The sequence below is a fragment of the Stenotrophomonas sp. B2 genome, from assembly GCF_014947095.1.
In the GTDB taxonomy this organism is placed as follows: Bacteria; Pseudomonadota; Gammaproteobacteria; order Xanthomonadales; family Xanthomonadaceae; genus Stenotrophomonas; species Stenotrophomonas maltophilia_P.
Genome location: NZ_JADCQA010000015.1, coordinates 20,020 through 45,514 on the forward strand (window position 1 = coordinate 20,020; position 25,495 = coordinate 45,514).

A 25,495-nucleotide genomic window follows, 5' to 3' on the forward strand; every position below is an offset into this window, starting at 1 on the left:
CAGGGGGGAAAGGCACAATGGCTCGTATCGTCCTGATCGAGGATTCACCGACCGACCGCGCGGTGTTCACCCAGTGGCTGCGCCGTGCCGGCCACGAGGTGCTGGAAGCGGACAACGCCGAGGATGGCCTGCAGCTTGTCCGCGACCAGGTGCCGCAGCTGGTGCTGATGGACGTGGTCCTGCCGGGCATGAGCGGTTTCCAGGCCACCCGGGCGATGGCCCGCGACGCCGCGACCCGGCATATCCCGGTCATCATCGTCAGTACCAAGGCGATGGAGACCGACAAGGCGTGGGGGCTGCGCCAGGGTGCGGCCGACTACATCGTCAAGCCGCCGCGCGAGGATGAACTGATCGCGCGGATCAACGAACTGGTGGCCTGATGCGCTCGCCTTTCGACATTCTCGAAGCCTACGAACGGCGCAGCCTGGCCCATGCGGTGCAGCTGCCGGGCCGGCAATTCGTCCAGGACCTGTGGCGAGGCGTCGGCTACCGCGTCGGCCAGCGCCGGCTGGTGTCCGATTTCCGCGAAGTGGTGGAGATCGTGCCGATGCCGCCGGTCACGCCCGTGCCCTGCGCGCAGCCCTGGCTGCTGGGCGTGGGCAACCTGCGCGGCAACCTGTTCCCGGTGGTCGACCTGAAGTACTTCCTGGAAGGCACACGCACCGTGCAGCAGGAAGGGCAGCGCGTGCTGATCATGCGCCAGGCCGGCGGTGACGTCGCACTGACCATCGACGAACTGTTCGGCCAGCGCAGCTTCGAAGCCGACCAGCAGATCGAGGCCGGCAGCCTGGCCGAGGGTCGTTACGGGCACTTCGTCGAGCGCGGTTTCCATGCTGACGGCCAGGACTGGGGCGTGTTCTCGCTCTCGCTGCTGTCGCGCACTCCTGAATTCCGGCAAGCCGCGGCCTGAGGCCGGGCATCGCCCCCTGCACTGAAGATCGAGGTTGAACGATGAGTACTGCTTCGGACGCCACCAAGACCGGCAAGCTTCGGCTGGGCGGCAGCAACCTCTGGCTGGCCCTGCTGCTGGCATCGATGATCCTGTTCGGCGTCAATACCGGCGTAGCGACCTGGCAGGGCAGCCGCCTGGCCGATGCCGGTTCCAAGGCCGCGGACCTGCAGGTGCTGTCGCAGCAGCTGGCCAACCAGGGGCGTGACGCGGTGGGCGGCAATGCCCAGGCGTTCACTGCCTTCAAGGCCACCCGCAACGCGATCGAACAGAATGTCTCGACGCTGCAGGGGCGCTACGGCAAGGAACCGGGCGTGTCGCGGGCGATCTCGACGCTGGGTGAAACCTGGGCGCCGCTGGGCAAGCAGGCCGGGCAGCTGGTCGCCAGCGAGCCGGCGGTGCTGGCCCTGGCCGGCAATGCCAACAACTTCACTGGCGCGGTGCCGGGGCTGCAGGCGCAGCTGAACGAGGTGGTGCGCGCGATGTCGGCTTCGGGTGCACCGGCCGCGCAGGTATACAGCGCGCTGCAGCAGGTCGTGGTGGCCGGCTCGATGGCCCGACGGGTCACCGAAATGCGTGCGGGCGGCTCTTCGGCGGCCGCCGCGGGCGACGCACTGGCGCGTGACATCACCGTGTTCTCGCAGGTGCTCGACGGCCTGCGCAACGGCAACGAGGAACTGGGCATCACCGCAGTGCGTGGCCCGGCCGCCGTGGCCGCGCTGGAGCAGTCGCACACCCAGTGGCAGGCGATGAAGGCCGATGCCGATGCGATCCTGGCCAGCTCGCGCCAGCTGTTCGCCGCGCAGTCGGCGGCCACCGCGCTGGGCCAGGGCTCGGCGCACATGCTGGATGACAGCCGCAAGCTGTTCGAAGCCTTCTCTTCGTTCGGCTCGGTGTCCGATACCCGCCTGTTCCCGAACTTCTGGATCGGTGTAGCGTCCGGTGCGCTGTCGCTGATCGCGATCATCGGTTTCGTCTCCACCAACGTGCGCAGCCGCTCGCGTGAGCAGGAGCTGCGCTACCAGACCCAGGTGGAGTTCAACAGCCGCAACCAGCAGGCGATCATGCGCCTGCTGGACGAAATCTCCTCGCTGGGCGAGGGCGACCTGACCGTCAAGGCGTCGGTGACCGAGGACATGACTGGCGCCATCGCCGACGCGATCAACTACGCCGTCGACGAGCTGCGCCACCTGGTGACGACCATCAACGACACCTCGGCCAAGGTCGCGCTGTCCACCCAGGAAACCCAGGCGACGGCCATGCAGCTGGCAGAAGCAGCCGGCCACCAGGCCAACCAGATCACCTCGGCCTCGGACCGCATCGGCGAAATCGCAGCGAGCATCGAGCAGGTTTCGCGCAACTCGGCCGAATCGGCCGACGTGGCTCAGCGCTCGGTGGTGATTGCCGCCGAGGGTGCCGGCGTGGTCCGCGAGACCATCCAGGGCATGGACCAGATCCGCGACCAGATCCAGGAAACCTCCAAGCGCATCAAGCGCCTGGGTGAGTCGTCGCAGGAGATCGGCTCGATCGTGGAACTGATCAACGACATTTCCGAACAGACCAACATCCTGGCATTGAATGCAGCGGTGCAGGCCGCGTCGGCGGGCGAAGCGGGCCGCGGTTTCGCGGTCGTGGCCGACGAAGTGCAGCGCCTGGCAGAGCGCACATCGGGCGCCACGCGCCGTATCGAGAACCTGGTGCAGGCCATCCAGGCCGACACCAACGAGGCCGTCACCTCGATGGAGCAGACCACCGCCGAAGTGGTGTCCGGTGCACGTCTGGCCGAAGACGCCGGTACGGCACTGACCGAGATCGAGCGCGTGTCCAATGCGCTGAACACCCTCATCAAGAACATCTCCATCGCGGCCCAGCAGCAGTCCGCAGCCGCGTCGGACATCACCCGCACGATGGGCGTGATCCGCCAGATCACCGGCCAGACCTCACAGGGTGCCGGACAGACCGCGGAGTCGATCGGCCACCTCGCGCAGCTGGCTGCCGACCTGCGTCGTTCGGTCGCCGACTTCAAGCTGCCGGCGTGACGCGGGCAGGGCGAAGAGCAAGGAACCCGTCGATGAAGCATTTCCATTCCCCACGCCAGATCCAGCGCGGCCTTCGCGCGGCGGCGACCGGAGCCTGTCAATGAGCACTCTGCGCGATGCGATGAGCCACGCAGCGCTGGGTTGGGTCAAGCCCGAGCTGGACGAGACCCTGCGCCAGGTGCGCAACGAGGTCGAGTACTACGCCGAGGATCCGTCCGATGCCAGCCGCATGCGTATCTGCGCCGGCCACCTGCACCAGGTGCAGGGCACCCTGCGCATGGTCGAACTGTACGCCCCGGCAATGGTGGCCGAGGAGCTGGAGCAGCTGGCCAATGCGATCGGCAGCGGTCAGGCGTCTGATCGCGACGAGGCCTGCGCCACGCTGATGCGCGGCAGCGTGCTGCTGCCCGACTATCTGGAGCGCCTGCAGAACGGCCACCGCGACATTCCGATCGTGCTGCTGCCGCTGCTCAATGACATCCGCGCCGCGCGCGGTGCGGGCGGCATCAACGAGAGTGTCCTGTTCGCGTTCGCTCCCGACAGCGTCACCGCCACCGAAGCCGAGCTCGACCATGCGCGCGGCAGCCTGAGCGGGCGCAACCGCGAACTGCTCGATACGGTCGGCAGCGCGGTGAAGGAAGAGCTGCTGCGCATCAAGGATGCGCTGGACCTGCATCTGCGCACCGGCGGTGCAGCGGAACAGCTGCAGACGCAGGCCGACGAACTGGGGGCCGTGGCCGATACGCTGGGCATGATGGGCCTGGGCGTGGCCCGCGGCGTGGTCGTGCAGCAGCGCGACGCGCTGCGCGGCGTGGTCGAGGGCCGCCAGCAGATCGACGAGAACCTGTTGCTGGACATCGCCGGCGCGCTGCTCTACGTCGATGCGTCGCTGGATGACCAGGTTGCCCATCTGGGTGCGGATGGCAGCGGCGAGGATGACCCTGCCGCCGTGGAAAACCGCCGTACCGTCGAGGTGCTGGCACACGAGGCCATCGCCAATTTCGCTGCGGCCCGCGAGCACTTTGTCGCGTTCATCGAAACCAGCTGGAACCACGCGGAACTGCAGGACGTGCCGCGCCTGCTCGGCGACGTCGCCGGTGCACTGCGGATGCTCGACCTGGGGACTGCCGCCGACTACCTGCGCGGCGTGCAGCAGTACATCGACGCCGAGCTGATCGGTCGCCAGCGTGTGCCCAGCGGGCGCCAGCTGGATACGCTCGCCGACGCCATGGCCAGCCTGGAGTACTACCTCGAAGCCCTGCGTGATCGTCGCCCGGGCCGTGAGGACATTCTGGAGATCACCCGCAGCAGCCTGGAAGCGCTGCGCTACTGGCCGCTGCCGGAGCGCGCCGCGATCGACGAGGCGCCGCAGGGCGTGCAGGCGGTCGAGCGCGAGGCGGTTGACCTGCAGGTGATGCCATTGCAGCCCGGCCATGTCGACATCGATGTGAGCACGGCCGCGCCCGCCGTCGGCAGTGTGGCTGCCGCCCTGCCGGACTTCGTCTTCGATCCGCCGCCGGCACCGCCAGTGACCGACAACGGGCTGATGTTCGGTGGGTTGTCAGCACCGGTCGCGGTACCGGGGACGACGCCCGATGCGGGTGGCTCGCTGGTGTTCGCTGCGTCCAGCGCACCGGCCCCGGCCGTGCCGCAATGGGACCTGGCGGCTGTAGAGGTCGGTGCCACGCACGCGGATGATGCCCATGCGCCGGCCTTGGCCAGCGACGAAACGATCGATCCGGCACCAGCCGAGGCGCCGCAGTGGACGCTGTCCCAGGTGGACGACATGGCGGATGCACCGTCGGTCTCCGGCGACGACACGGTGGCGTTCGCGTCCGGAACCGGTACACCGGACATCATGTCGGCGCCGGTATTCGATCCGGTGGCCGCCGAGCATGGCGCCGCGGACGTGGCGGCTGATGAGGTCGTATTCCGTTTCGACGCCGGTGCACTGGACAACGCCGACGACGTGCTGTCCTTGCATGCGATGGAAACGCTGGTGCTGGAAGACGACGCAGACCTGCATCCGGTGCTGAACAGCGTTGATGCGGAGCCAACGGATCCGATCACGCTCGCCGCGGACGCATCGCCTGCCGCAGATGCAGCACCGGCGGTGGCCCTGATCGAGATCGACACCATCGCACCGATCGATTTCAGCGAGGCCGATGCCCGGTTCTTCGCTGAACTGAGCGCCGCCGCGGAGGACTTCAACCCGCGGGCGATGCCATCGGCCGCCGACGCGCCGGTCGCGATCACGGCTGCGTCCGAAGCGGGCTTCGATGCCGGCTTCGACGATGATGCGGAGAACATCGACGAGGACATCCGCGAGGTGTTCCTGGAAGAGTTCGACGACGAGCGTGCCAACCTCGGAACGCTGCTGCCGGCATGGCACGCGCAGCCGGACAATCTGGACCGGCTGCGGCCGATCCGCCGCATCTTCCACACCCTCAAGGGCAGCGGCCGCCTGGTCGGTGCGCGGACGCTGGGCGAGTTCGCGTGGAAGATCGAAGGCATGCTCAACCGTGTGCTTGACGGCAGCCGTCCGGCCACGCCGGCCGTGCTGGCGATGGTTGATCACGCGCATGCCGCCTTGCCGCAGCTGAGCGACGCACTGCGTCATGGCCAGCGCATCAGTGTCGATCTGCAGGCGATGCAGGCCGTCGCCGATCGCGTGGGTGCCGGCGAAGAGACGTTCTACGTGCCGCTGCCGGCTGCGGCGCCCGCACCGGTGGCGCCGGCGGCGGAAGAGGGCGAGGACGAGATCAGCCGCATTCTCGAAGCGGAAGTGGCGACGACAGCCGACGCCGGGAACGCGACCGCGGTCGAGGGGACTCCGGCCAATATCGACAGCGTGCTGCGCGAGATACTCGAAGCCGAGGTGGAGGTCCACCAGGCAACCCTGCAGGCGTGGCTGCGCTCGGCGCAGCAGGCACCACAGCCGGTGAGCGATGCGCTGCTGCGCGCCGTGCACACCATGAATGGCGCCTTCGCGATGACCGAGGTGCCGGAGATCACGGCGGTCACGGGCGGCGCCGAATCCTATATCAAGCGGGCCCTGGCTGCCGATGTGGTGCCGGGCGACGACGGTGTTGCTGCGCTCGATGCGACCGCGCAGGCCATTACCGCGACCATGGAAGCATTGCAGGCGGAGCAGCCGCGCATTGCGCCTCAGCCTGCGCTGGTACAGCGCCTGCAGGCCCTGGCCGGCGAACTGCCGGAAGCGCGCTGGCCGCTGGTGGGGCTGGATGACGAAGAGGCGCTCGCGACCGATGGAGAGCCTGCGCACGAGGTGGACGCGCAGCTTCCTGCCGATGCGCAGAGCGACATCGACGCCGAAATCAACGCCGGGATCGACAGTGCACCTGCTGACACCCATGACGTGCCCGCAGCCGATCCGGCGAAGGACGGACTGGACGTGGCCGAGCTCACGGCCAGTGATGACCTTTCGCGCTACTTCGACGCCGGCTGGCCGTCGCTGGGCGGTACCGGACAGGAGGCCGCAGCCACGCTGCCGCCGGTCGCGCTCGCTGCCGATGAATCCGCAGCGGAAGTGTCATCGGCGGTCGCCGATGCGCCCCCCGCGCTGGCCGAAGACGCTGCGCTGACAGGCGCGGACGACCTGTCGCCGTACCTGGACGCCAGTGCGCTGCCGGTCGACGACCGTGATGCGGATGAGGCGGCGGACGCCGCCGCGTTCACAGAAACGATCGACCTGAATACGTCATGGGATGACGTGGAAGGGTTCGATGCGGGTGATGACGCTGCTGCACTGCCACTCGACAGCACGCTGTCGAGCCTGCAGGATGACATGGCTGCGCCGGGTTTTGCGGAACCGGTCACATTGGAAGCTGCGCTCGAAGCCGGCCTGCATGTGATCGACGAAGAGCAGACTCCGGCCGACGACGGGCAGTGGTCCGTGCTCGGCCTGCAGGCCAGCGAACTCGCGCCGGGCGAGGCAGAGGCCTTTGCCGAGGATGCGGACGTCGGCGGGGAGACGGCGGTCGGTGAAGGAGAGAGCGCCGACCCGCCGTCCCCGGCGACGGTGAATGCCGGGGAGTCCCTTGCAGAGCCTGCGGTCGATCCGCAGCCGGCCGCCGCACCGCCGTCACCGTTCTTCGAGATGGAAGACGCGCCGGGCCAGGGCAGCGGCGCTGCCGGACCGGGCGGATCCACGCCGGTCGAGGGTCCGGCTGCCGAAGATGACGTGCCGGCGCACGAGCCGATCGAGCCGATCGAGCCGGAACAGGAACCGGAACCGGAAGGCAGCGTGGGCGAGGAGCCTGCCGATCTGCTTGACTTCACCGTGTATGACCGCGAGCTGGTCGACATCTTCGTCGAAGAAGGCAAGGACCTGCTTGATCACTGCGATGGCCTGATCAGCGAGCTGCGCGATGCGCCGCAGGACCGCGAAGTGCTTGCCGGCCTGCAGCGTGACCTGCATACGCTGAAGGGCGGCGCACGCATGGCCGGCATCAACGCCATCGGCGACCTCGGCCACAGCATCGAATCGCTGCTGGAGGTGGTCGCGGCGGGGCGCACCGAGATCGAGCGCCGCGACGTGCAGCTGCTCGAGCGCGGTTTCGATCGCCTGCACCAGTTGCTGACCCGTACCGGCGAGCATCGTGTGGTGGAACCGGCGCAGGACCTGGTCGATGCTTTCGAGGCACGTACCGCCACCGATCCGGCAGCGGCTGCCGCCGTCGGCACGGCTGGCCCGGTGGAGACTGAAACCACCGTCGTACCCGCGAACGTTGCCCTGGTCGATGCACCGCTGTCCGCGCCGTTGCCGGTCGAAAGCACGGTCGAGGACGATCCGCTGGCACGTCCCCAGCAGGAGCAGGTGCGCGTCCGCGCAGATCTGCTCGACCGGCTGGTCAATCACGCAGGTGAGGTGGCGATCTACCGGTCGCGCCTGGAGCAGCAGCTCGGTGCCTTCCGCGGCGCGATGGGCGAGCTCGAACGTACCAACGCGCGTCTGCGCGACCAGCTGCGTCGCCTCGACCTGGAGACCGAAGCGCAGATCGTTGCCCGCTACCAGCGTGAGCAGGACCAGGCCGACCAGAAGTTCGATCCGCTGGAACTGGACCGCTTCTCCACCCTGCAGCAGCTCAGCCGTGCGCTGAACGAGTCCGCCGCCGACCTGGGCGGCCTGCAGGGCGTGCTGGACGATCTCTCGCGGCAGTACGATGCCCTGCTGCAGCAGCAGTCGCGCGTCAGTTCGGAACTGCAGGATGGCCTGATGCGTGCACGGATGGTGCCGTTCGACGGCCTGGTGCCGCGTCTGCGCCGCGTGGTGCGCCAGGCCGGCATCGACACCGGCAAGCAGGTCCACCTGACCCTGGAAGGCACCCATGGCGAACTGGACCGCAACGTCCTCGACCGCATGGTCGCGCCGCTGGAACACATGCTGCGCAACTCGGTGGCCCATGGCCTGGAGGCGCCGGAGCAGCGCCGTGCCGCCGGCAAGCCGGAAGAGGGCGAGATTGCCATCCGCCTGCATCGCGAAGGCTCGGAAATCGTGCTGGACGTGGCCGATGACGGCGCCGGCCTGGATCGGGAGGCGATCCGTCGCCGCGCGATCGACCGTGGCCTGCTGGCCACCGACGCGCAGCCTGCCGATCATGAACTGGACAACCTGATCTTCGCATCGGGCTTCTCCACCGCCGACCAGGTCAGCCAGCTGGCAGGCCGCGGCGTGGGCATGGATGTGGTGCGCAATGAAGTGCGCCAGCTGGGTGGTTCGGTCGATATCCAGTCGGTGCGTGGCCAGGGCGTGCGTTTCACCCTGCGCCTGCCGCAGACGCTGGCCGTTACCCAGGCCGTGTTCGTGCAGATCGGCGAAACCACCTTTGCCGTGCCGGTGGCTTCGGTCAGCGGTATCGGCCGCCTCTCGCGCGAGCGCTTCGAGGCCGCCGACAGCAGCTATCGCTACAGCGGCGAAGACTATCCGCTGTACGACCTGGGCAGCCTGGTCGGCCAGGCCCCGGCACGTGCCGAGGGCCAGGCGCAGGTGCCGCTGCTGCTGGTCCGCGCCGGTGACCTGCGAGCTGCCGTGGCGATCGACCAGGTGCTGGGCAACCGCGAAATCGTGGTCAAGCCGGTCGGCCTGCAGATCGCGTCGGTACCGGGCATCTACGGTGCCACCATCACCGGCGATGGCCGTGTGGTGGTGATCCTGGACGTGGCGCCGCTGGTGCGTCGTTACCTGGCCAACCCGACGCCGCCGGTGCTGGTCAACGCGCCGCGTCAGGAACGGCAGGTGCCGCTGGTGATGGTGGTCGACGACTCGCTGACCATGCGCAAGGTCACCGGCCGCATCCTGGAGCGCCACAACTTCGAGGTCAGCGTCGCCCGCGATGGCGTGGAAGCGCTGGAGCGGCTGGAGGAGCGTGTTCCCGACCTGATGCTGCTGGATATCGAGATGCCGCGCATGGACGGCTACGAGCTGGCCACCGCGATGCGCGCCGACCCGCGTTACAGGGACGTTCCGATCGTGATGATCACCTCGCGCAGCGGCGACAAGCACCGGCAGCGCGCTTTCGAGATCGGCGTCCAGCGCTACCTGGGCAAGCCTTATCAGGAGCTGGACCTGATGCGTAACGTGTACGACCTGCTGGGGATCGCCCGTGTCCGAGAGTGAAGCCGCCAACCCGGCCGTCGCCCTGCTGGCCCGGCCTGGCGCGGCGCGTGAGCGCCTGCGCGAAGCGCTGGCGCACGCCGACGTGCAGATCGTGCTGGAAGACGATCCGAATGGCCTTGAACCGCAGGCGCTGCATGACGCGCGGCCGCAGTTCGTGGTGATCGCACTGGAAGCGGCGGTCGAGGACGCACTGGAACGCCTGGAGCCCGTGCTGTCGGCCCCCGGCCTGACCCTGGTGTTCGACGAAGCCGAGCTGGCCGCGCGCCGGAACGGCTGGGAGGCGCAGCGCTGGGGGCGTCACCTGGCCGCCAAGCTGCATGGACACCAGCAGGTGCTGCCGCCGGGCGCCGAGGACGAACCGGCCCTGCAGCTGGAGCCAGGCCGTCCTGCGCCGCCACCTGCGCCGCAGGAGGCAGCGCTGCAGACGCACCTGCAACAGGCACACCGCTGGGCCGACGACGTGCCAGCCGATGGCCTGTACGCACCGCCGGCGCAGCTGCATGAACCGGTCGCGTTCGAACACGCTCTGGCCGCGCTGCAGCCGATCGTGCCCGAACCGCCGGAAGCGCCGGTCGCACGGACAGAACCCCCCACGGCACCGTCGGTGACGTTCGATCACACCGCGTGGTCGCTGGTGGACGAGTCGGCCGATGCCGCCACCCCGGCGTACGCCGCAGCGGAGGTCGAGGCGCGCTCATCGTCGTTCGATACCGACCACCTGAGCCTGGTCGACCTGGATGCGGCCGCCCCGCCCGGCGCACGCGCGGGCGCGCTGCTGGTGCTGGCCGGGATCGGTGGCCCTGATGCGTTGCGTCGCCTGCTGGGCGCGCTGCCTTCGGCATTGGCGGTGCCGGTGCTGGTGCACATGCGCCTGGATGGGGGCCGCTACGGCAATCTCGTCAAGCAGATGGCGCGTGTCTCGCCGCTGCCGGTGCAGCTGGCCGAAGCCGGCCAGCGCGCCACGCCCGGGCAGGTGCATGTGCTGGCCGATGACATCGGCGTCCGCGCGGCCAGCGACGGCCTGCATTTCCTGACCGACGCGCAGGGCATCTCGATTGCCGCGTTGCCGGCCCAGTACACCGCACTGGTACTGCTCAGCGGTGCCGATCTGGGCCATGTCGGGCCGGCGCTGGACCTGGCTGCCGCGGGCGCGTGGGTGGCCGGGCAGGTGGGGGAGGGATGCTACGACCCGGCCGCCGCCACCGCCGTGGTCGCCGCCGGCATGGCCGCTGGCGAACCGCAGGAACTGGCGCAGATCATCGCCGCGCGCTGGGGCGAGGGTGACCACAACGGAGAAGCTCCATGAGTTACGCCAGCAACGATGAAATCCGTGGTGTCCTGATCCAGGCCGGCAACGAACGCGTGCTGCTGCCCAATGCCACGGTGGCTGAAATGATGTCGCGGGTGCCGGTGCAGCCGGTGGCCGACGCCCCCCGCTGGCTGGTCGGCGAGATCGCCTGGCATGGCTGGCAGGTGCCGCTGGTGTCATTCGCACGGCTTTCGGGGCTGGGGGACGAGGCAGCCGGTGTCCACAACAAGGTGGTGGTACTGAAGGCGCTCAGCGGCGATCAGCAGCGGCCGTATTACGCGTTGCTGACCCAGAACTTCCCGCAGTTGATCTCGGTGCCGCGCGATGGCCTGCTGGCCGATGCGTCGGAGGAGACCCTGCCGCAGATCGTGCACATGCGCGTACTGCTTGGTGAGCAGAGCGCGCTGCTGCCGAATCTGGACGCACTGGAAAGCGCGCTGGCTTCACTGGCGGCCTGAGGCCGCCCCCCGGACACAGGCCGCCGGGCATGGCCCGGCGCTACCGTTGGCGTGCAGGTTGCCGGTGGACCTAACCGAGATCACCCAGCCGCGCCTGCAACGCGGCGATCGCGGCCAGCCCGGCGGTTTCCGTGCGCAGGATGCGCGGGCCCAGCTGCAGGCCCTGGAAGCCGGCGGCGGCCAGCTGCTCGCGGTCGCGTGGCGACCAGCCGCCCTCCGGACCAATCGCGATCACGATGCCGCCCGCGGGCGCCGCTGCCAATGTCGACAGCCGGTGCGAACCCATCGGGTCCAGGGTCAACCGCAGCGTATCGGCGGGCAGCGCAGCGGTTGCCTGCGCCAGCGACAGCGGGGCACCCACCCGTGGAATGCGCGCGCGCCCGGACTGGCCACAGGCCGACTGCACGACGTTGTTCCAGTGCGCCACGCGCTTTTCCGCGCGGGCCGCGTCCAGCTTCACCTCGGTGCGTTCCGCGTTCACCGGCAGGATGCTGCTGACGCCGAGTTCGGTGGCCTTCTGCAGGATCAGGTCCATCTTTTCGCCGCGCGCGATGCCCTGCATCAGGGTGATGGCCAGCGGCGATTCGATGTCGATGGCCTGCACGCTGTCGATGCGTGCCTGCACTTCGCGCTTGCCGACCACGGTCAGCGTCGCAGCGTAGTCATGGCCATCGCCGTTGAACAGGACGCAGCCATCGCCTTCGCGCAGGCGCATCACCCGCACCAGGTGGTTGGCGGTCTCCTCGGGCAGGGTCACGGTCTGGCCGCTGTGCAGCGGCAGGTCGATGGGACAGCGGGTCACGCGCATGCAATCGCCTCGTCGATGGCGGCCAGCGTGGTATGCGCCAGCAGATCCAGTTGTTCGTCGTCCACGCAGTACGGTGGCATCCAGTACAGCACATCGCCCAGCGGGCGAAGGACCACGCCGCGCTTCAGTGCTGCCTTGTACGCGTGCAGGCCGAGCCGCAGTCCGGGGTCGAAGGGCGTGCGCCTGTCGCCGCCGCGCGACAGTTCGAATGCCACCACCATGCCGGCCTGGCGCACATCGGCCACATGCGGGTGGTCGGCAAACGGTGCCGCGAGGGTGCCCATCACCGATGCGGTGCCGCGGTTGCGCGCGATCACATCGTCGCTGCCGAAGATGTCCAGCGTCGCCAGCGCCGCAGCGCACGCCAGCGGATTGCCGGTATAGCTGTGCGAGTGCAGGAACGCACGCTCGCGGGAGTCGTCGAGAAAGGCGTCGTACAGGGCCTGCGTGGCCAGGACCGCGGCCAGCGGCAGGAACCCGCCGGTCAGGCCCTTGGACAGGCACATCAGGTCCGGCATCACCCCGGCCTGTTCGCAGGCGAACATCGTGCCGGTGCGACCGAAGCCGGTGGCGATCTCGTCGGCGATCATGAACGCACCGTGCGCGTCGCACAGCTCACGCACGCGCTGCAGATACACCGGATCATGCATGCGCATGCCACCGGCGCACTGCAGGCGGGGTTCCAGGATCACCGCGCATACTTCACCGGGGTGCTGGTCGAACAGCGTCGCCAGGCCATCGGCGGCCTGGCGCGCACGCTCGGCGGCGCTCTGCCCTGGCTCGGCCAGGTAGGCGTCGGGCGAGGGTGCGAACAGCCCTTCGGCCAGCAACGGCGCGTACACCCGCCGGTACAGTGGGATGTCGCCCAGCGCCAGCGCACCGAGCGTTTCACCGTGGTAGCCGTTTTCCAGCGCGATGAAACGCGTACGCCGGGTCTCGCCGCGGTTATGGAAGTAATGGAAGGCCATTTTCAGTGCCACTTCCACCCCGGCCGAGCCGTTGTCGGCGTAGAACACCTTGGCCAGCGGATCGCGCCCGGCCTGCCGCGGGGCCAGTGCCAGCAGGCGTTCGGCCAGGGTGATCGCCGGCTCATGGCTGAAGCCGGCCAGCATCACCTGTTCCAGCTGGCCGGCCTGGGCCGCGATGGCGCCGCCGATGCGGGGCTCGGCGTGGCCGAACAGATTCGTCCACCAGCTGCTGACGGCATCCAGATAGCGGTTGCCGTCATGGTCGATCAGCCACGCACCCTCGCCGCGCGCGATCGGCACCAGCGGCAGGGTGTCGGGATGCTCGCGCATCTGTGTGCACGGATGCCACAGCACCTGCAGGTCGCGTTGCCGCCAGTGCAGGGCCAGCGGGGAGGGGGTTGGGTCTGCTAGCATTTCGGGCTCATGAACATGTTGCTGCCTGCACATTCTATCGGCCCCGGCGCCCGCGTCGGCCGCCGCGGAGATTCCGCATGAACGATGACCGTGCCAGCCGTCGCCTGCCGATCATCCATCGGATCACCGATGAAGAGAACGGTCCCTTCCAGCGCCAGCATCTGGATCTGGAATTCTCCAATGGTGAACGCCGCCGCTTCGAGCGTCTGGTCAGTCGTGGCCACGGTGCGGTGGTGGTGGTGCCCATGCTCGACGACGAGACGGTGCTGCTGGTACGTGAATACGCCGCCGGGGTACATCGCTACGAGCTTGGCCTGGTCAAGGGCCGGATCGATGCCGGCGAGACCCCCGAGCAGGCCGCCGATCGCGAACTGAAGGAAGAGGCCGGCTATGGCGCGCATCGGGTCGATGTGCTGCGCGCCATGACGCTGGCGCCGACGTACATGAGCCACCAGTCGTGGCTGGTGGTGGCGCGCGACCTGTATCCGGAAAAGCTGATCGGTGACGAGCCCGAGGAGCTGGAGGTGGTGCCCTGGAAGCTGTCCGAGCTGGACCGGTTGATGCTGCGCGAGGACTTTTCCGAGGGCCGCTCGCTGGCGGCGTTGTTCATCGCCCGCCAGTGGCTGCAGGGAGCCCGATGATCAAGCTGACCACGGATCTGCGCGAGACCGCGATCGCCATCGCGCAGGAAGCCGGCCAGGCCATCATGCAGGTCTACGCCGAAGGATTCGACGTGCGGATCAAGGACGACAACAGTCCGGTGACCGCCGCTGACCTGGCCGCCAACCAGGTCATCGAGCAGGGTCTGCGGCAACTGACCCCGGATCTGCCCATCCTGTCTGAAGAGTCGGCCCAGGTGCCCTGGGAACTGCGCCGCCATTGGGGCGCCTACTGGCTGGTCGATCCGCTTGACGGTACCCGCGAGTTCGTCAAGCGCAACGGCGAATTCAGCGTCAACATCGCCCTGATCTACCAGGGTGCCCCGGCGTTTGGCGTCGTGCTGGCGCCGGTCACCGGCATTCTGTGGCACGCCATGCGCGGCGAACTGGCGTACCGCCGGCAGGGACTGCACGACACCGTGCTGCGCACGCGCAGCCCGGCGACCGCTCCGCTGCGGGTGGCGGCAAGCCGCTCCCACCGCTCGCCGGAAACCGAAGCGCTGCTGGCGCGCATGGGCCGCATCGAGACCATCGCCCAGGGCTCGTCGCTGAAGTTCTGCCGCATTGCCGAGGCGGGCCTGGATGTGTACCCGCGGCTCGGCCCGACCTCCGAATGGGATACCGCCGCCGGCCAGTGCGTGCTGCACGCGGCGGGCGGCGCGGTCCTCTCGGCGGCGACCGGCAAGCCCTTCCGCTACAACCGCCGCGAGACGCTGTTGAACGGCGATTTCATCGCCCTTGGCGATACCAGCCTGCCGTGGCGCGACTGGTTGTCCGACTGACCTGGAGGCCGCATGAGCGCGCATGACACCCCCACCGCCGGCAGTGCCGCCAGCACCGAACTGGAACGCCTGCTGGCGATCATGGCCCGCCTGCGTGATCCGCAGGGCGGCTGCCCATGGGACCTGGAGCAGGACTTTGCGACCATTGCCCCGTACACCATCGAGGAAGCCTACGAAGTCGCCGACGCGATCGATCGCGGTGACCTCGATGATCTCTGCGACGAGCTCGGCGACCTGCTGCTGCAGGTGGTATTCCATGCTCGCATGGCCGAAGAGCAGGGGGCGTTCGCTTTCGCAGAGGTTGCCCGCGCGATCAGCGACAAGATGCAGCGCCGCCATCCGCATGTCTTCGCCGATGTCAGCGTCGATGATGCCGATGGGGTCATGCGCAACTGGGATGCGATCAAGCGCGCGGAGCGGGCAGCCAAGGGCGAACAGGACCATTCCGCCCTGGCTGGAATCTCGCGGGGCCTGCCGGAGTGGCAACGCGCGGTGAAGCTGCAGTCGCGCGCGGCCAAGGTGGGCTTCGACTGGCCGGGCCCGCTGCCGGTCCTGGACAAGGCAGCCGAGGAACTGCAGGAACTGCGCGAGGAGTTCGAGCGCGGCGACATCGCCGGCAACAAGGCGCGGCTGCAGGAGGAACTGGGCGACCTGTTGTTCGTCTGCGCCAATCTGGCCCGCCACGCCGACATCGACCTGGGCGCCGCGCTGCGCGGTGCGAACCACAAGTTCGAGCGTCGCTTCCGGGCCATGGAGGCACAGGCCGAGGCACAGGGCACATCCCTCGCCTCGCTGGACCTGGACGCGCAGGAAGCGCTCTGGCAGCACGCCAAGGCCGCCGAGAAGGAATGAAGACACTCGGCCTGTTCCTGCTGACCGCGCTGGCCGAGATCGTCGGCTGCTACCTGCCGTGGCTGTGGCTGCGCAAAGGAGGCAGCGTCTGGCTGCTGCTGCCGGCGGCGGCCAGTCTGGCCCTGTTCGCCTGGCTGCTGACCCTGCATCCGACCGCCAGTGGCCGCGTCTATGCCGCTTACGGTGGCGTGTACATCGGCACCGCGCTGTTCTGGCTGTGGCTGGTCGATGGCGTCCGGCCCAGCCGCTGGGATCTGCTGGGTGCTGCACTGTGCCTGGCGGGCATGGCGGTGATCATGTTCGGGCCGCGCCAGCCGGGCTGACCGCCGGCAGTGCCAGGCCCGCCGGAAAGGGGCATGATGGGGCGGATCGTGGCGTTGGGAGTGCGCACATGTCCCGTTTCTCCAGCTTCCGTGACTTCTATCCGTTCTATCTCAGCGAGCACCGCCATCCGGTGTCGCGGCGCCTGCACTTCATCGGCAGCTGCGGCGTACTGCTGCTGGTCGCTGCGGCGATCCTGCGCGGCCAGCCGCTGCTGCTGTTGACGGCATTGGTCTGTGGGTACGGGTTCGCGTGGGTGGGGCACTTCTTCTTCGAGAAGAACCGCCCGGCCACGTTCCGCCATCCGCTGTACTCGTTCCTGGGAGACTGGGTGATGTTCATCGACATCCTGCGCGGGCGGGTGCGGTGGTGAGAACGTGTGCACGCCGCATTCACACGCTATGCTCGGGGTTGGACGTCTACCGATAAGGAAAGCCTGATGTTCCCGACCATGTTCTTTACCGTGGTACTGGCCTTCGTGGCCGTGGTCATCCTGTTCAAGGCCGTGTGCATGGTGCCGCAGGGATATGAATGGACTGTCGAGCGGTTCGGCCGCTACACCCACACCATGACCCCCGGCCTGCACTTCCTGATCCCGATCGTGTACGGCGTGGGGCGCAAGGTGAACATGATGGAGCAGGTGCTGGATGTACCCAGCCAGGAAGTGATCACCAAGGACAACGCCGCCGTGCGCGTCGACGGGGTGGTGTTCTTCCAGGTGCTGGACGCCGCCAAGGCCGCCTATGAGGTGGCCAACCTGGAAGTGGCCATGATCGCTCTGGTCCAGACCAACATCCGTACCGTGATCGGCTCGATGGACCTGGACGAATCGCTGAGCCAGCGCGAGGTGATCAATGCCCAGCTGCTCAGCGTGGTCGACCATGCCACCAACCCGTGGGGCGTGAAGGTGAACCGCATCGAGATCCGCGACATCCAGCCGCCCCGCGATCTGCTCGACGCGATGGCGCGGCAGATGAAGGCCGAGCGCGAGAAGCGTGCGCAGATCCTGGAGGCGGAAGGCTCGCGGCAGTCGGAGATCCTGCGCGCCGATGGCGAGAAGCAGGCCACGGTGCTGGAGGCGGAAGGGCGGCGCGAGGCAGCGTTCCGCGATGCGGAGGCACGCGAGCGCCTGGCGGAAGCCGAAGCGATGGCGACCAAGGTGGTGTCGGCGGCGATCGCCGAGGGCGATGTGCAGGCGATCAACTACTTCGTCGCCCAGAAGTACGTGGAAGCGTTCAAGGAACTGGCCAGCTCGCCGAACCAGAAGCTGGTGCTGATGCCGATGGAGGCCAGTGGTGTGATCGGCTCCATCGCCGGCGTGGCCGAGCTGGCCAAGCAGGCACTGGCCAGCCAGGACAACAAGGCGGCCGGCAAGCGACCGCCGCCGATCGGAGGCTGACATGCGCTGGGACGTCGTCGCCTGGGGGGCGCTGGCCCTGCTCCTGTTCGCTGCGGAGGCTCTGCTGCCCGGCGCGTTCATGCTGTGGATCGGCATCGGCGCTGCAGCGGTGTTCGTGCTGGTGGCGATCTTTGCCGGCATCCCGCTGCTGTGGCAGGTGGTCGCCTTCGTCGTGCTGAGCGTGCTTTCGATCCAGTGCTACCGGCGCTGGGGCAGGTCGCGGGCACGCGCCAGCGACAAGCCGTTGCTGAACCGCCGCGCCGAGCAGCTGATCGGTCGGGTGGTGCCATTGCAGCAGGGCATCACGGACGGGCAGGGTCGGGTCAGCATCGACGATGCGTACTGGCAGGTCAGCGGTCCGGAACTGCCGGCCGGGGCACGGGTGCGGGTGGTCGCGGTGCAGGGCAGCACGCTGGTGGTTGAAGCGGCCAGCTGAGCCTGCGGGCGGTACGTGCGCGAACCGCTGCGGTGCGGCACGCCCGTGGGCGATCGATCTGGGATAATGGGGGTTCTTGTTTCCTCTGCTGCCGGAACGGTCATGACCCAGAAGACGCTGCTCAACGATACCCACCGCGCCCTCGGCGCCAAGATGGTCGATTTCGGGGGTTGGGACATGCCCATCCACTACGGCTCGCAGCTGGACGAGCACCATCTGGTGCGTCGCGAGGCCGGCGTGTTCGACGTCAGCCACATGACCGTGGTGGACCTGCGCGGCGAGCAGGTCAAGCCGTTCCTGCGCCGCCTGCTGGCCAATTCCATCGACAAGCTGAAGGTGCCGGGCAAGGCGCTGTACTCGTGCATGCTCAATGCCGAAGGCGGCGTCATCGATGACCTCATCGTCTATTACCTGGGCGAGGACTTCTTCCGCATGGTGGTCAACGCCTCCACCCGCGAGAAGGATCTGGCATGGCTGCGTGCGCAGGCCGCTCCGTTCAACGTGTCCGTTGAGCAGCGCCCTGACCTGGCCATCCTCGCCGTGCAGGGGCCGCAGGCGCGCGAGCTCGTCATCGGCCTGGTCGGCGCCGCCGACCGCGAGGCGCTGGGCAAGCTCGGCCGCTTCGCCGCGCTGCAGGTGCGGTCCGATGAGGGCGTCGAACTGTTCGTTGCCCGTACCGGTTACACCGGTGAGGACGGTTTCGAGATCCTGCTGCCGCAGGAGGCCGTGGTCGGGTTCTGGAACCGCCTGCTGTCTGCAGGCGTGAAGCCGGCGGGCCTCGGTGCCCGCGACACCCTGCGCCTGGAGGCCGGCATGAATCTGTACGGCCAGGACATGGACGAAGCCATCAGCCCGTACGAAGCCGCACTGGCCTGGACGGTGTCGCTGGACGAAGGCCGTGACTTCATCGGTCGCGACGTGCTGGAAGCGCAGAAGGCCGCCGGCAATGCGCGGCAGATGATCGGCCTGGTGATGGACGAGAAGGGTGTCCTGCGCCACGGCCAGGTGGTCACCACGGCCGGCGGCCAGGGCGAAATCCTGTCCGGCACCTTCTCGCCGACGCTGGCCAAGGGCATCGCCTTTGCCCGCGTGCCGGCAGGTGACCTCGGCCAGGTCACGGTCGATATCCGTGGCCGGCAGGTGCCGGTGCGCGTGGTCAAGTTCCCCTTCGTGCGCGAAGGCCAGGCCCAGCCCGGCGTGCTCGCCGACGCCTGATCCGAACGTGCCGGACGTCACTGACAGCAGTGGCGGCCGGTTGGTTACACTAGCCCCGTTTTTTCCACCCCCTGCAAATCCTGGAGCAGTCCCATGAGCGAGATCCCCGGCGACCTCAAGTTCCTCAAGTCCCACGAGTGGGCCCGTGTCGAAGGCAATGGCCGCGTTACCGTCGGTATTTCCGACCACGCCCAGGGCCTGCTGGGTGACCTGGTCTACGTCGAACTGCCGGAGGTCGGCGCCGACGCCAAGGCCGGCGAGCAGATCGCTGTCGTCGAGTCGGTGAAGGCGGCCTCGGACGTCTACAGCCCGATCAGCGGCAAGGTCGTCGAGGTCAACTCGGCGCTGTCCGACAAGCCGGAAACCATCAACGAAGATGCCTACGGCGAGGGCTGGATGTTCGTGGTCGAACTGTCCAACGCCGAAGAGATCAACGAGCTGCTGGACCCGGACGCTTACGCCGAAGTCCTGGAGAACGACGACCACTGAGTCGTTGTTTCCTGGTTTGAAAACGGCCACCTTCGGGTGGCCGTTTTCGTTCCGGCGACCGCGCCGGACTCATGACGCCCGGTTCGCTGCACACCCACGACGCGGCATCAGACGCTTCGGAAGGGTGTCTTCGGACGCGCGCAGTTTTGCGCAAATCCGCGTTTCCACCCCGCGCCGGCGCGTTCGAATGTGAAAACTTTTCCTGCCTCGTTGCGGCCCCGTTGTGGTGGCGCGGCAGGCCGCTGCGATACGTAGCCCGGGTGCGCGCGCGAGGTGGCGCAGGAATGGCACGCATCTACGCAGAGTGCTTATTTCAAGTGTTTTTTCTTGAGCGCGCACGCACGCAGTGGCGCGCGTGGCGGTCGTGTTGCGCACGCCAGCGGTGTCTGCGGAAGCGAAACGAGGACGCTGGAGACGGTGTCCGGGACGGCGCCAATGTGAAAATTTTTCGCGGGGGTTGTTGACAGTAAAAAAAAGCGTGATTAGGTTTCGCCTCAGCAGACCTTGCCTGCCCAACCGAGTGCGCAGAATCAATCGTCCGATGCGAAGCAGCCCCTCGAAAGCCACCGCGATCCCCAAGACGGTGGACATGGCCCCGCTTCCCCCGGAGAAATGCAAGGCAACTCCCGTTCCGATGCCTGCTCCGCCGATCGAGGCAGACATTGCCGCATCCGTAACGGCGCGCCTGACGCGCCGGCGGTCCCCGCACGCAGCATCCGCGGGTTTGATCCACCTGGGCGTTTCAACTCCCTATCACTGACGAGGAGCCATCCCATGGCAACCAAGAAAGCTGCGAAGAAAAAGCCCGCCGCCAAGAAGGCGGTGAAGAAGGTCGCTAAGAAGGCCGCTGCCAAGAAGGCAGTGAAGAAGGTCGCAAAGAAGGCGACCGCCAAGAAGGCGGTGAAGAAGGCTGCGAAGAAGGTCGCCAAGAAGACCACTGCGAAGAAGGCAGTGAAGAAGGCGGCAAAGAAGGTAGCCAAGAAGCCGGCGAAGAAGACCGCGAAGAAGGCAGTGAAGAAGGTCGCCAAGAAGGCAGCGAAGAAGACTGCAAAGAAGGCCGCCAAGAAGACCACTGCCCGCAAGCCGGCCAAGAAGGTCGCCAAGAAGGCGACCAAGAAGGCCGTAAAGAAGGTTGCGAAGAAGGCGGCCAAGAAGGCGACCAAGAAGGCTGCCCCGAAGAAGGCAGCGAAGAAGGTCGCCAAGCGCAAGCCGGCCGCCCGCAAGAAGAAGGCCGCTCCGGTCGCTCTGCCGGCAACCCCGGCGCCGCTGATCTAAGTACTTCCCGATAGCCGTACCCTGAAACCCCTTCCTCGGCTGCCCAGCGAGGAGGGGGTTTTTTTATCCCCTGCCTGCAGCCCGCAAAAAAAAGGGCGACCGATGGGCCGCCCTTCCGGTGATGCCAGGGAGTGCCGGTTCAGCGCGGCGAGGCGACCGCGCGGTTGCTGGATGCACCCTTGCCCTTGCGCTTGTCCTGCTGCGCCGGGCTTGCGCCCTCGGCCATCAGGTTGTCGCTGCCGAAGTCGGTATCCACGTCCAGCCAGCGTTGCGAGGGAAGGCCAAGCGCGGAGTCGAGCACGGTCGGCAGCAGGCCGCTGGGCAGGCCGCTTTCGCCGTTCCACATGATCGCGATGCCGAGATCACGCTCCGGGACCAGAGCGACAAGGCCACGGTAGCCCTGCACGGCGCCGGCGTGGAACACCACGTCATGACCGGCGTAATCGAAGGTGCGCCAGCCGAGCGCGTAGCCGGCCGAATGCAGACGCTCGCGGCGCCAGCCCGACCGCATTTCGCCCGGCGTGTTGATCAGGCTCGAATGCAGGGTGGCCAGCAGCGGTGCCGGCAGCACGTCGGGGCGATGACCGGTGTGGGCCAGCAGCCACTGTGCCATGTCGCTGGCACTGGCGTTGACGCCGGCCGCCGGCGCGACCCGGTAGTAGGTCGGCTTCGGCGTCAGCGACACCCAGCCATTACGGCTGCGCACATGCGGACGTGCCCACCGCGAACTGGCCTGGATGCCGGCCAGGCCGAGGCTGGCATCGTTCATGCCCAGCGGCTTGAAGATGCGGCGCTCGACCGCCTGCTCGTAGAAGCTGCCGGAGGCGGCGTAGACGACGTCGCCGATCAGGCTGAAGGCCACGTTCTGGTAGGCGTAGCAGTCGCCTGGCAGGCACTTGAGGCTGGTGTTGGCCAGCTTCTGGGTCAGTGCGTAGTACTCGGCGTTGCCTTCGATGTCACGGTCGTAGGCGTTGTAGGGCAGGCCGACGCGGTGGCTGAGCACGTCGGCGACGGTCAGACGCTCGGTGGCTTCCGGCGAGTTGAGGCGGAAGCCGGGCACATAGTCGGTGACCTTGCTGTCCCAGCGCAGCGTGCCGTCATTGACCAGCAGGCCGGCCATGGTGCCCGCGAAGGCCTTGGACAGCGAGGCCAGCCGGAACACGGTATGGGCATCGACCGGCAGCGGATTGTTGACGTCGGTGACGCCGTAACCGCGCGCACTCAGCACGCGTCCGCCCTGCACGATCGCCACCGCCATGCCCGGCACGCGCTCGCCATAGGTGAGCTGCTGCGCCATCGATTCGATGTTGGCAACGTTGAAGCCGGGGGCGGGTGCCTGCACCTGCGGCATCAGGCCGGTACGGTAAGCGGCCGGCTGGGTATGCGCGACGGCCGGCGCGGCCGCGGTCTCGATGTTGGCCGGCATCGGCGGCAAGGCCGGCGGGGTCTGCGCGGTGGTGGACAAGGCAACGGGCATCAGCATGCCCAGCAAACCGGTGGCCGCCGAACGGATCGGACGACGCAGGCTGTTCTTTTTCATCGGTTGGACCCGTGCGCGACTGCTGATGGCGATTCTAGCGCCGCTTTTCGCCTGTGCACAAACAAAGCGAAGATGAATGCGCATCTCGTTGAAAAAGTTGGAATTTTGACGCTGCCGGATTGTGTATCCGAACGTGTCGGCGGTCGCCCGTGCGAGTCCCCTGCGGTGCCACCTGCGTGCCGCGCTGGCGATGTTGCAGTGCATTGGCTAACGTACGCGCTTTGCCGCCCCCCGGAGCCTGCCATGCTGCTGTCCAACCGCTGCCTGCTGGCGTGGGGCGCCGCATGAGTTCGGTGCAGGACGGGAGGCCGTTGCGCGGGCTGCTGGCAGCGCTGCGCGAGTCCCCGGCACTGTGGTGGTCGTTCCTCTACTTCTTCTGCCTGCTGAGCGGCTACTACGTGCTGCGACCGGTACGCGAGGCGATGGCGGCCTCGGCCGACCTGGAGACGGTGTTCCCGCCGGTGCTGATCGCCTGGTTCGCCAGCCACGGCATCGCACTGAAGGATTTCGTCCTGCAGTTCCTGTTTTCCTGCGTGTTCGTGATCATGCTGGTGCTGCAGCCGGTCTATGGCTGGCTGGTCAGCCGCTTTCCGCGGCGGGTATTCCTGCCGGCCGTGTATGGCTTCTTCATCGCGACCCTGCTGGGCTTCTACGCACTGTTCGATAGCGGCGTGCCGGGGCGGGGCATGGCCTTCTTCTTCTGGGTCATGGTGTTCAACCTGTTCGCCGTCGCCGTGTTCTGGAGCTTCATGGCGGATGTGTTCTCCAACGTGCAGGCCCGTGCGTACTACGGCTACATCGGCGCGGCCGGCACGCTCGGCGCGTTCCTCGGCCCGATCATCACCAGTGCGCTGGTGCAGCGGGTGGGTATCGCCAACCTGATGCTGGTCTCGGCCGGCTTCCTGATCGTGTGCCTGCTGTGCATCTGGCGCCTGCGGCACTGGGCGGTGCTGCGTGAACGCGAGCAGCAACTGGTCTCCGGCGAGCAGCCGATGGGCGGTAGCGTGCTCGATGGCCTGAAGCTGATCGCGCGCGAGCCCCTGCTGCGCTGGCTGGCCATCATGGTGGTGTTCGGCGTCGGCGTGGGAACGCTGCTGTACAACCAGCAGGCCAGCATCGTGCGCGCGTCGTTCACCGACCCTGCGGCGAGCACCGCATTTTTCTCGCGCATCGATCTGGCGGTGAACGCGCTGGCCCTGCTGATGCAGCTGGGCCTGACCCGCTGGCTGCTGTCGCGCCACGGCATCGCTCCGGCGCTGTTGATTCCCGGCTTCGCGATCCTGATCGGCTTCTCGGTGCTGGCGGCGTCGCCGATGCCGCTGATGGTGGCGGTGGTGCAGGTGATGACCCGGGCCAGCGAGTTCGCCCTGGCCAAGCCGGCACGCGAGACGATCTATACCCGTGTCGACCGGCAATGGCGCTACAAGGCCGGTGCGGCCATCGACACGGTGGTCTATCGTGGGGCCGACCTGAGCTTCACCTGGGTGCACAAGGGACTGGCATTGTTCGGTTCGCACGTGGTGTTCATCGGAGGCGTTGCGGTGGCCGCGTTCATGACGCTGGCCGCGTTCGGCGTGCTGCGCGAAGAGAAGAAGCTGCCCCGCGACCGCTGAGGTCGCCCCCCATTTGAGGAGAACCCACGATGTCATGGATCGCGTTGCTGCTGACGCTGCTGGTTGCCGCGCTGCATGTGTACTTCCTGGTGCTGGAGATGTTCCTGTGGACGCGGCCACTGGGGCTGAAGACGTTCCGCAACACGCCGGAGAAGGCGCAGACCACACAGGTGCTGGCGGCCAACCAGGGGCTGTACAACGGCTTCCTGGCGGCCGGCATCGTGGCGGGGCTGGTGATGGCACAGCCGGTGCTGGTGACGTTCTCGCTGGCCTGCGTGGTCGTGGCGGGGTGCTATGGCGCGTACAGCGTGAGCCGCCGGATCTTCATGATCCAGGCGCTGCCGGCGATCCTGGCGCTGGTGCTGCGCGCGCTGGTGTGAGTTCCGGCCAACGGCGCAGCCCCTCGTGGGTTGGCCGCGTAGAGCGTGTCATGGGTTTGGCCAGGCAGGTTGGGTTCGCGGGGGACGCCGCAAGTACGTCCCTGTAGGCTTGGCCGCGGCATCCATGCCGCGGACACCCCCGCGAACCCAACCCGCCCGGCCCCTGACAGTTTCCGCGGGCGTCCAGCCCACGGAGAAGGAAAAAAAAAGAGCAAACAGCAACAGCAACAGCAAAAGCGACCGATGGGCCGCTTTTGCTTCTGCTCTTCTTTTTTCTTCTGCGTGGGTTGGACGCCGCACAGATCTGTCAGAGGCCGGATGGGTCGGGCCGGGCGGGGTATCCGCGCCATGGATGGCGCGGCTAAGCCCCCAGGGATGGGTTCACGGCGTCCCCGCCTGGCTCGACCCATCCGGCCCAACCGATAACCGCATGCCGCGACCAACCCACGAGGGGCTGCGCCGTTGGCCGGAACCTCACTTGGCCGGCGACATCCACATGTCGATGACCGCGCTGAACACTTCGGTCCCTGCACGGTCGCGCACGCTCACCGTCACCGGCAGCGCATAGCCCTGGGCCGCGACCACGATCGGCTGCGCCGGCAGTGCCACCGCCTGCAGCGTGCCGCGTGCCTTGGCCAGGTACTGCACCTGCATGCCCTTGGGGATCCAGCGCATGCCCTTCGGCAGTGATGCATCAACCATCAGCCCGGCCGTGAGTTCGGCCAGATTGCACATCGCGATCGCGTGCACCGTGCCGATGTGGTTGCGCACCCTGCGCCGGTCCGCCAGCGTACCTTCGCAGCGGCCGTTTTCCAGGCGGGTGATGCGCGGCGCGATGCTGGCGAAGTAGGGCGCCTTGAAGCACACCGCGCGCGAGAACAGCCAGGTGCCGGCAGGCCAGCGCTGCAGGCGGTTGTAGAGCGAGAGCAGGGGCGTGGACATGGTGGGA

General features: G+C 67.7%; 22 protein-coding genes. 18 read left to right on the forward strand and 4 right to left on the reverse strand.

Translation table 11 applies throughout. From position 1 onward, the window contains the following. The first annotated feature begins 17 nt into the window (after positions 1-17). The 6 genes from IMX13_RS16305 to IMX13_RS16330 all read left to right on the forward strand — a co-directional run bounded on the left by IMX13_RS16305 (position 18) and on the right by IMX13_RS16330 (position 11,395). Positions 18-380 (forward strand): response regulator, encoded by a 363-nt coding sequence (locus IMX13_RS16305; RefSeq protein WP_053518925.1) that lies wholly within the window; start codon positions 18-20, stop codon positions 378-380. Beyond that, on the forward strand, positions 380-910 hold the full coding sequence (locus IMX13_RS16310; RefSeq protein ID WP_053518924.1) for a chemotaxis protein CheW: 531 nt from the start codon (positions 380-382) through the stop codon (positions 908-910). The genes IMX13_RS16305 and IMX13_RS16310 overlap by 1 nt, the downstream gene beginning before the upstream one ends. Positions 911-951: 41 nt before the next feature. Beyond that, positions 952-2,988 carry a methyl-accepting chemotaxis protein gene (locus tag IMX13_RS16315; RefSeq protein WP_053518921.1) on the forward strand — a complete coding sequence of 679 codons (2,037 nt, stop codon included), beginning with the start codon at positions 952-954 and terminating at the stop codon, positions 2,986-2,988. Between the two features lie 100 nt (positions 2,989-3,088). After that, positions 3,089-9,628, forward strand: a complete 6,540-nt coding sequence (locus IMX13_RS16320) for an Hpt domain-containing protein (protein ID WP_193396744.1) — start codon at positions 3,089-3,091, stop codon at positions 9,626-9,628. Next, positions 9,615-10,934: a chemotaxis protein CheB gene (locus IMX13_RS16325; RefSeq protein ID WP_193396745.1), complete on the forward strand. Its 1,320-nt coding sequence runs from the start codon at positions 9,615-9,617 to the stop codon at positions 10,932-10,934. The genes IMX13_RS16320 and IMX13_RS16325 overlap by 14 nt, the downstream gene beginning before the upstream one ends. Then, positions 10,931-11,395 carry a chemotaxis protein CheW gene (locus IMX13_RS16330; protein WP_053518915.1) on the forward strand — a complete coding sequence of 155 codons (465 nt, stop codon included), beginning with the start codon at positions 10,931-10,933 and terminating at the stop codon, positions 11,393-11,395. The genes IMX13_RS16325 and IMX13_RS16330 overlap by 4 nt, the downstream gene beginning before the upstream one ends. 70 nt (positions 11,396-11,465) lie before the next feature. Here the strand turns inward: IMX13_RS16330 and IMX13_RS16335 are convergent, their stop codons facing one another. Next, the gene (locus IMX13_RS16335; RefSeq protein ID WP_111186719.1) at positions 11,466-12,203 is read right to left on the reverse strand and encodes a 16S rRNA (uracil(1498)-N(3))-methyltransferase; all 738 of its coding nucleotides are present in this window, start codon (positions 12,201-12,203) and stop codon (positions 11,466-11,468) included. After that, positions 12,194-13,585, reverse strand: coding sequence for an adenosylmethionine--8-amino-7-oxononanoate transaminase (gene bioA / locus IMX13_RS16340; RefSeq protein ID WP_065174790.1), 1,392 nt, complete (start codon positions 13,583-13,585; stop codon positions 12,194-12,196). Before bioA ends, IMX13_RS16335 begins: the two co-directional genes overlap by 10 nt. Positions 13,586-13,662: 77 nt before the next feature. Between bioA and nudE the strand changes: the two genes are divergently transcribed. From nudE to IMX13_RS16390, 10 genes are all read left to right on the forward strand, one after another. Further along, positions 13,663-14,226, forward strand: coding sequence for an ADP compounds hydrolase NudE (nudE, locus tag IMX13_RS16345; RefSeq protein ID WP_053520252.1), 564 nt, complete (start codon positions 13,663-13,665; stop codon positions 14,224-14,226). After that, positions 14,223-15,026 (forward strand): 3'(2'),5'-bisphosphate nucleotidase CysQ, encoded by an 804-nt coding sequence (gene cysQ / locus IMX13_RS16350; protein WP_053520253.1) that lies wholly within the window; start codon positions 14,223-14,225, stop codon positions 15,024-15,026. The genes nudE and cysQ overlap by 4 nt, the downstream gene beginning before the upstream one ends. A 12-nt stretch (positions 15,027-15,038) precedes the next feature. Then, on the forward strand, positions 15,039-15,878 hold the full coding sequence (gene mazG, locus IMX13_RS16355; RefSeq protein WP_053520254.1) for a nucleoside triphosphate pyrophosphohydrolase: 840 nt from the start codon (positions 15,039-15,041) through the stop codon (positions 15,876-15,878). Beyond that, the gene (locus IMX13_RS16360; RefSeq protein ID WP_065182615.1) at positions 15,875-16,201 is read left to right on the forward strand and encodes a YnfA family protein; all 327 of its coding nucleotides are present in this window, start codon (positions 15,875-15,877) and stop codon (positions 16,199-16,201) included. The genes mazG and IMX13_RS16360 overlap by 4 nt, the downstream gene beginning before the upstream one ends. A gap of 68 nt (positions 16,202-16,269) precedes the next feature. Then, on the forward strand, positions 16,270-16,572 hold the full coding sequence (locus tag IMX13_RS16365) for a DUF962 domain-containing protein (protein WP_053520256.1): 303 nt from the start codon (positions 16,270-16,272) through the stop codon (positions 16,570-16,572). Between the two features lie 66 nt (positions 16,573-16,638). Continuing rightward, positions 16,639-17,598, forward strand: a complete 960-nt coding sequence (locus IMX13_RS16370) for an SPFH domain-containing protein (protein ID WP_193396746.1) — start codon at positions 16,639-16,641, stop codon at positions 17,596-17,598. A gap of 1 nt (position 17,599) precedes the next feature. Beyond that, entirely contained in the window at positions 17,600-18,034 is a 435-nt protein-coding gene (locus IMX13_RS16375; protein WP_053520258.1) for an NfeD family protein, read from the forward strand. 102 nt (positions 18,035-18,136) lie between these two features. Further along, the gene (gene gcvT / locus IMX13_RS16380; protein ID WP_193396747.1) at positions 18,137-19,249 is read left to right on the forward strand and encodes a glycine cleavage system aminomethyltransferase GcvT; all 1,113 of its coding nucleotides are present in this window, start codon (positions 18,137-18,139) and stop codon (positions 19,247-19,249) included. A gap of 93 nt (positions 19,250-19,342) precedes the next feature. After that, positions 19,343-19,738 (forward strand): glycine cleavage system protein GcvH, encoded by a 396-nt coding sequence (gene gcvH / locus IMX13_RS16385; protein WP_053520260.1) that lies wholly within the window; start codon positions 19,343-19,345, stop codon positions 19,736-19,738. A gap of 774 nt (positions 19,739-20,512) precedes the next feature. Continuing rightward, on the forward strand, positions 20,513-21,013 hold the full coding sequence (locus IMX13_RS16390) for a histone (RefSeq protein WP_065174792.1): 501 nt from the start codon (positions 20,513-20,515) through the stop codon (positions 21,011-21,013). A 139-nt stretch (positions 21,014-21,152) separates the two neighbouring features. On the opposite strand, the gene IMX13_RS16395 is transcribed toward IMX13_RS16390, so the two are convergent. After that, positions 21,153-22,553: a serine hydrolase domain-containing protein gene (locus tag IMX13_RS16395; protein ID WP_053520262.1), complete on the reverse strand. Its 1,401-nt coding sequence runs from the start codon at positions 22,551-22,553 to the stop codon at positions 21,153-21,155. Between the two features lie 284 nt (positions 22,554-22,837). Between IMX13_RS16395 and IMX13_RS16400 the strand changes: the two genes are divergently transcribed. Together IMX13_RS16400 and IMX13_RS16405 are read left to right on the forward strand one after the other, a co-directional pair. Beyond that, positions 22,838-24,166, forward strand: a complete 1,329-nt coding sequence (locus tag IMX13_RS16400) for an MFS transporter (RefSeq protein ID WP_053520263.1) — start codon at positions 22,838-22,840, stop codon at positions 24,164-24,166. Positions 24,167-24,195: 29 nt separating this feature from the next. Then, complete coding sequence (locus IMX13_RS16405) at positions 24,196-24,546, forward strand: DUF1304 domain-containing protein (RefSeq protein WP_111186717.1); 351 nt, start codon at positions 24,196-24,198, stop codon at positions 24,544-24,546. Between the two features lie 474 nt (positions 24,547-25,020). Here the strand turns inward: IMX13_RS16405 and IMX13_RS16410 are convergent, their stop codons facing one another. Next, positions 25,021-25,488, reverse strand: a complete 468-nt coding sequence (locus IMX13_RS16410; protein ID WP_065182618.1) for a hotdog fold domain-containing protein — start codon at positions 25,486-25,488, stop codon at positions 25,021-25,023. Positions 25,489-25,495: the final 7 nt, after the last annotated feature.

Coding starts and splice junctions, on each gene's coding strand:
- IMX13_RS16310 (WP_053518924.1), top strand. CDS start 380: ATGCGCTCGCCTTTCGACATTCTCGAAGCCTACGAACGGCGCAGCCTG.
- IMX13_RS16320 (WP_193396744.1), top strand. CDS start 3,089: ATGAGCACTCTGCGCGATGCGATGAGCCACGCAGCGCTGGGTTGGGTC.
- IMX13_RS16335 (WP_111186719.1), bottom strand. CDS start 12,203: ATGCGCGTGACCCGCTGTCCCATCGACCTGCCGCTGCACAGCGGCCAG.
- mazG (WP_053520254.1), top strand. CDS start 15,039: ATGAGCGCGCATGACACCCCCACCGCCGGCAGTGCCGCCAGCACCGAA.
- IMX13_RS16360 (WP_065182615.1), top strand. CDS start 15,875: ATGAAGACACTCGGCCTGTTCCTGCTGACCGCGCTGGCCGAGATCGTC.
- IMX13_RS16400 (WP_053520263.1), top strand. CDS start 22,838: ATGAGTTCGGTGCAGGACGGGAGGCCGTTGCGCGGGCTGCTGGCAGCG.
- gcvH (WP_053520260.1), top strand. CDS start 19,343: ATGAGCGAGATCCCCGGCGACCTCAAGTTCCTCAAGTCCCACGAGTGG.
- IMX13_RS16330 (WP_053518915.1), top strand. CDS start 10,931: ATGAGTTACGCCAGCAACGATGAAATCCGTGGTGTCCTGATCCAGGCC.
- IMX13_RS16405 (WP_111186717.1), top strand. CDS start 24,196: ATGTCATGGATCGCGTTGCTGCTGACGCTGCTGGTTGCCGCGCTGCAT.
- IMX13_RS16365 (WP_053520256.1), top strand. CDS start 16,270: ATGTCCCGTTTCTCCAGCTTCCGTGACTTCTATCCGTTCTATCTCAGC.
- IMX13_RS16375 (WP_053520258.1), top strand. CDS start 17,600: ATGCGCTGGGACGTCGTCGCCTGGGGGGCGCTGGCCCTGCTCCTGTTC.
- IMX13_RS16390 (WP_065174792.1), top strand. CDS start 20,513: ATGGCAACCAAGAAAGCTGCGAAGAAAAAGCCCGCCGCCAAGAAGGCG.
- gcvT (WP_193396747.1), top strand. CDS start 18,137: ATGACCCAGAAGACGCTGCTCAACGATACCCACCGCGCCCTCGGCGCC.
- IMX13_RS16410 (WP_065182618.1), bottom strand. CDS start 25,488: ATGTCCACGCCCCTGCTCTCGCTCTACAACCGCCTGCAGCGCTGGCCT.
- bioA (WP_065174790.1), bottom strand. CDS start 13,585: ATGCTAGCAGACCCAACCCCCTCCCCGCTGGCCCTGCACTGGCGGCAA.
- IMX13_RS16305 (WP_053518925.1), top strand. CDS start 18: ATGGCTCGTATCGTCCTGATCGAGGATTCACCGACCGACCGCGCGGTG.
- nudE (WP_053520252.1), top strand. CDS start 13,663: ATGAACGATGACCGTGCCAGCCGTCGCCTGCCGATCATCCATCGGATC.
- IMX13_RS16315 (WP_053518921.1), top strand. CDS start 952: ATGAGTACTGCTTCGGACGCCACCAAGACCGGCAAGCTTCGGCTGGGC.
- cysQ (WP_053520253.1), top strand. CDS start 14,223: ATGATCAAGCTGACCACGGATCTGCGCGAGACCGCGATCGCCATCGCG.
- IMX13_RS16370 (WP_193396746.1), top strand. CDS start 16,639: ATGTTCCCGACCATGTTCTTTACCGTGGTACTGGCCTTCGTGGCCGTG.
- IMX13_RS16395 (WP_053520262.1), bottom strand. CDS start 22,553: ATGAAAAAGAACAGCCTGCGTCGTCCGATCCGTTCGGCGGCCACCGGT.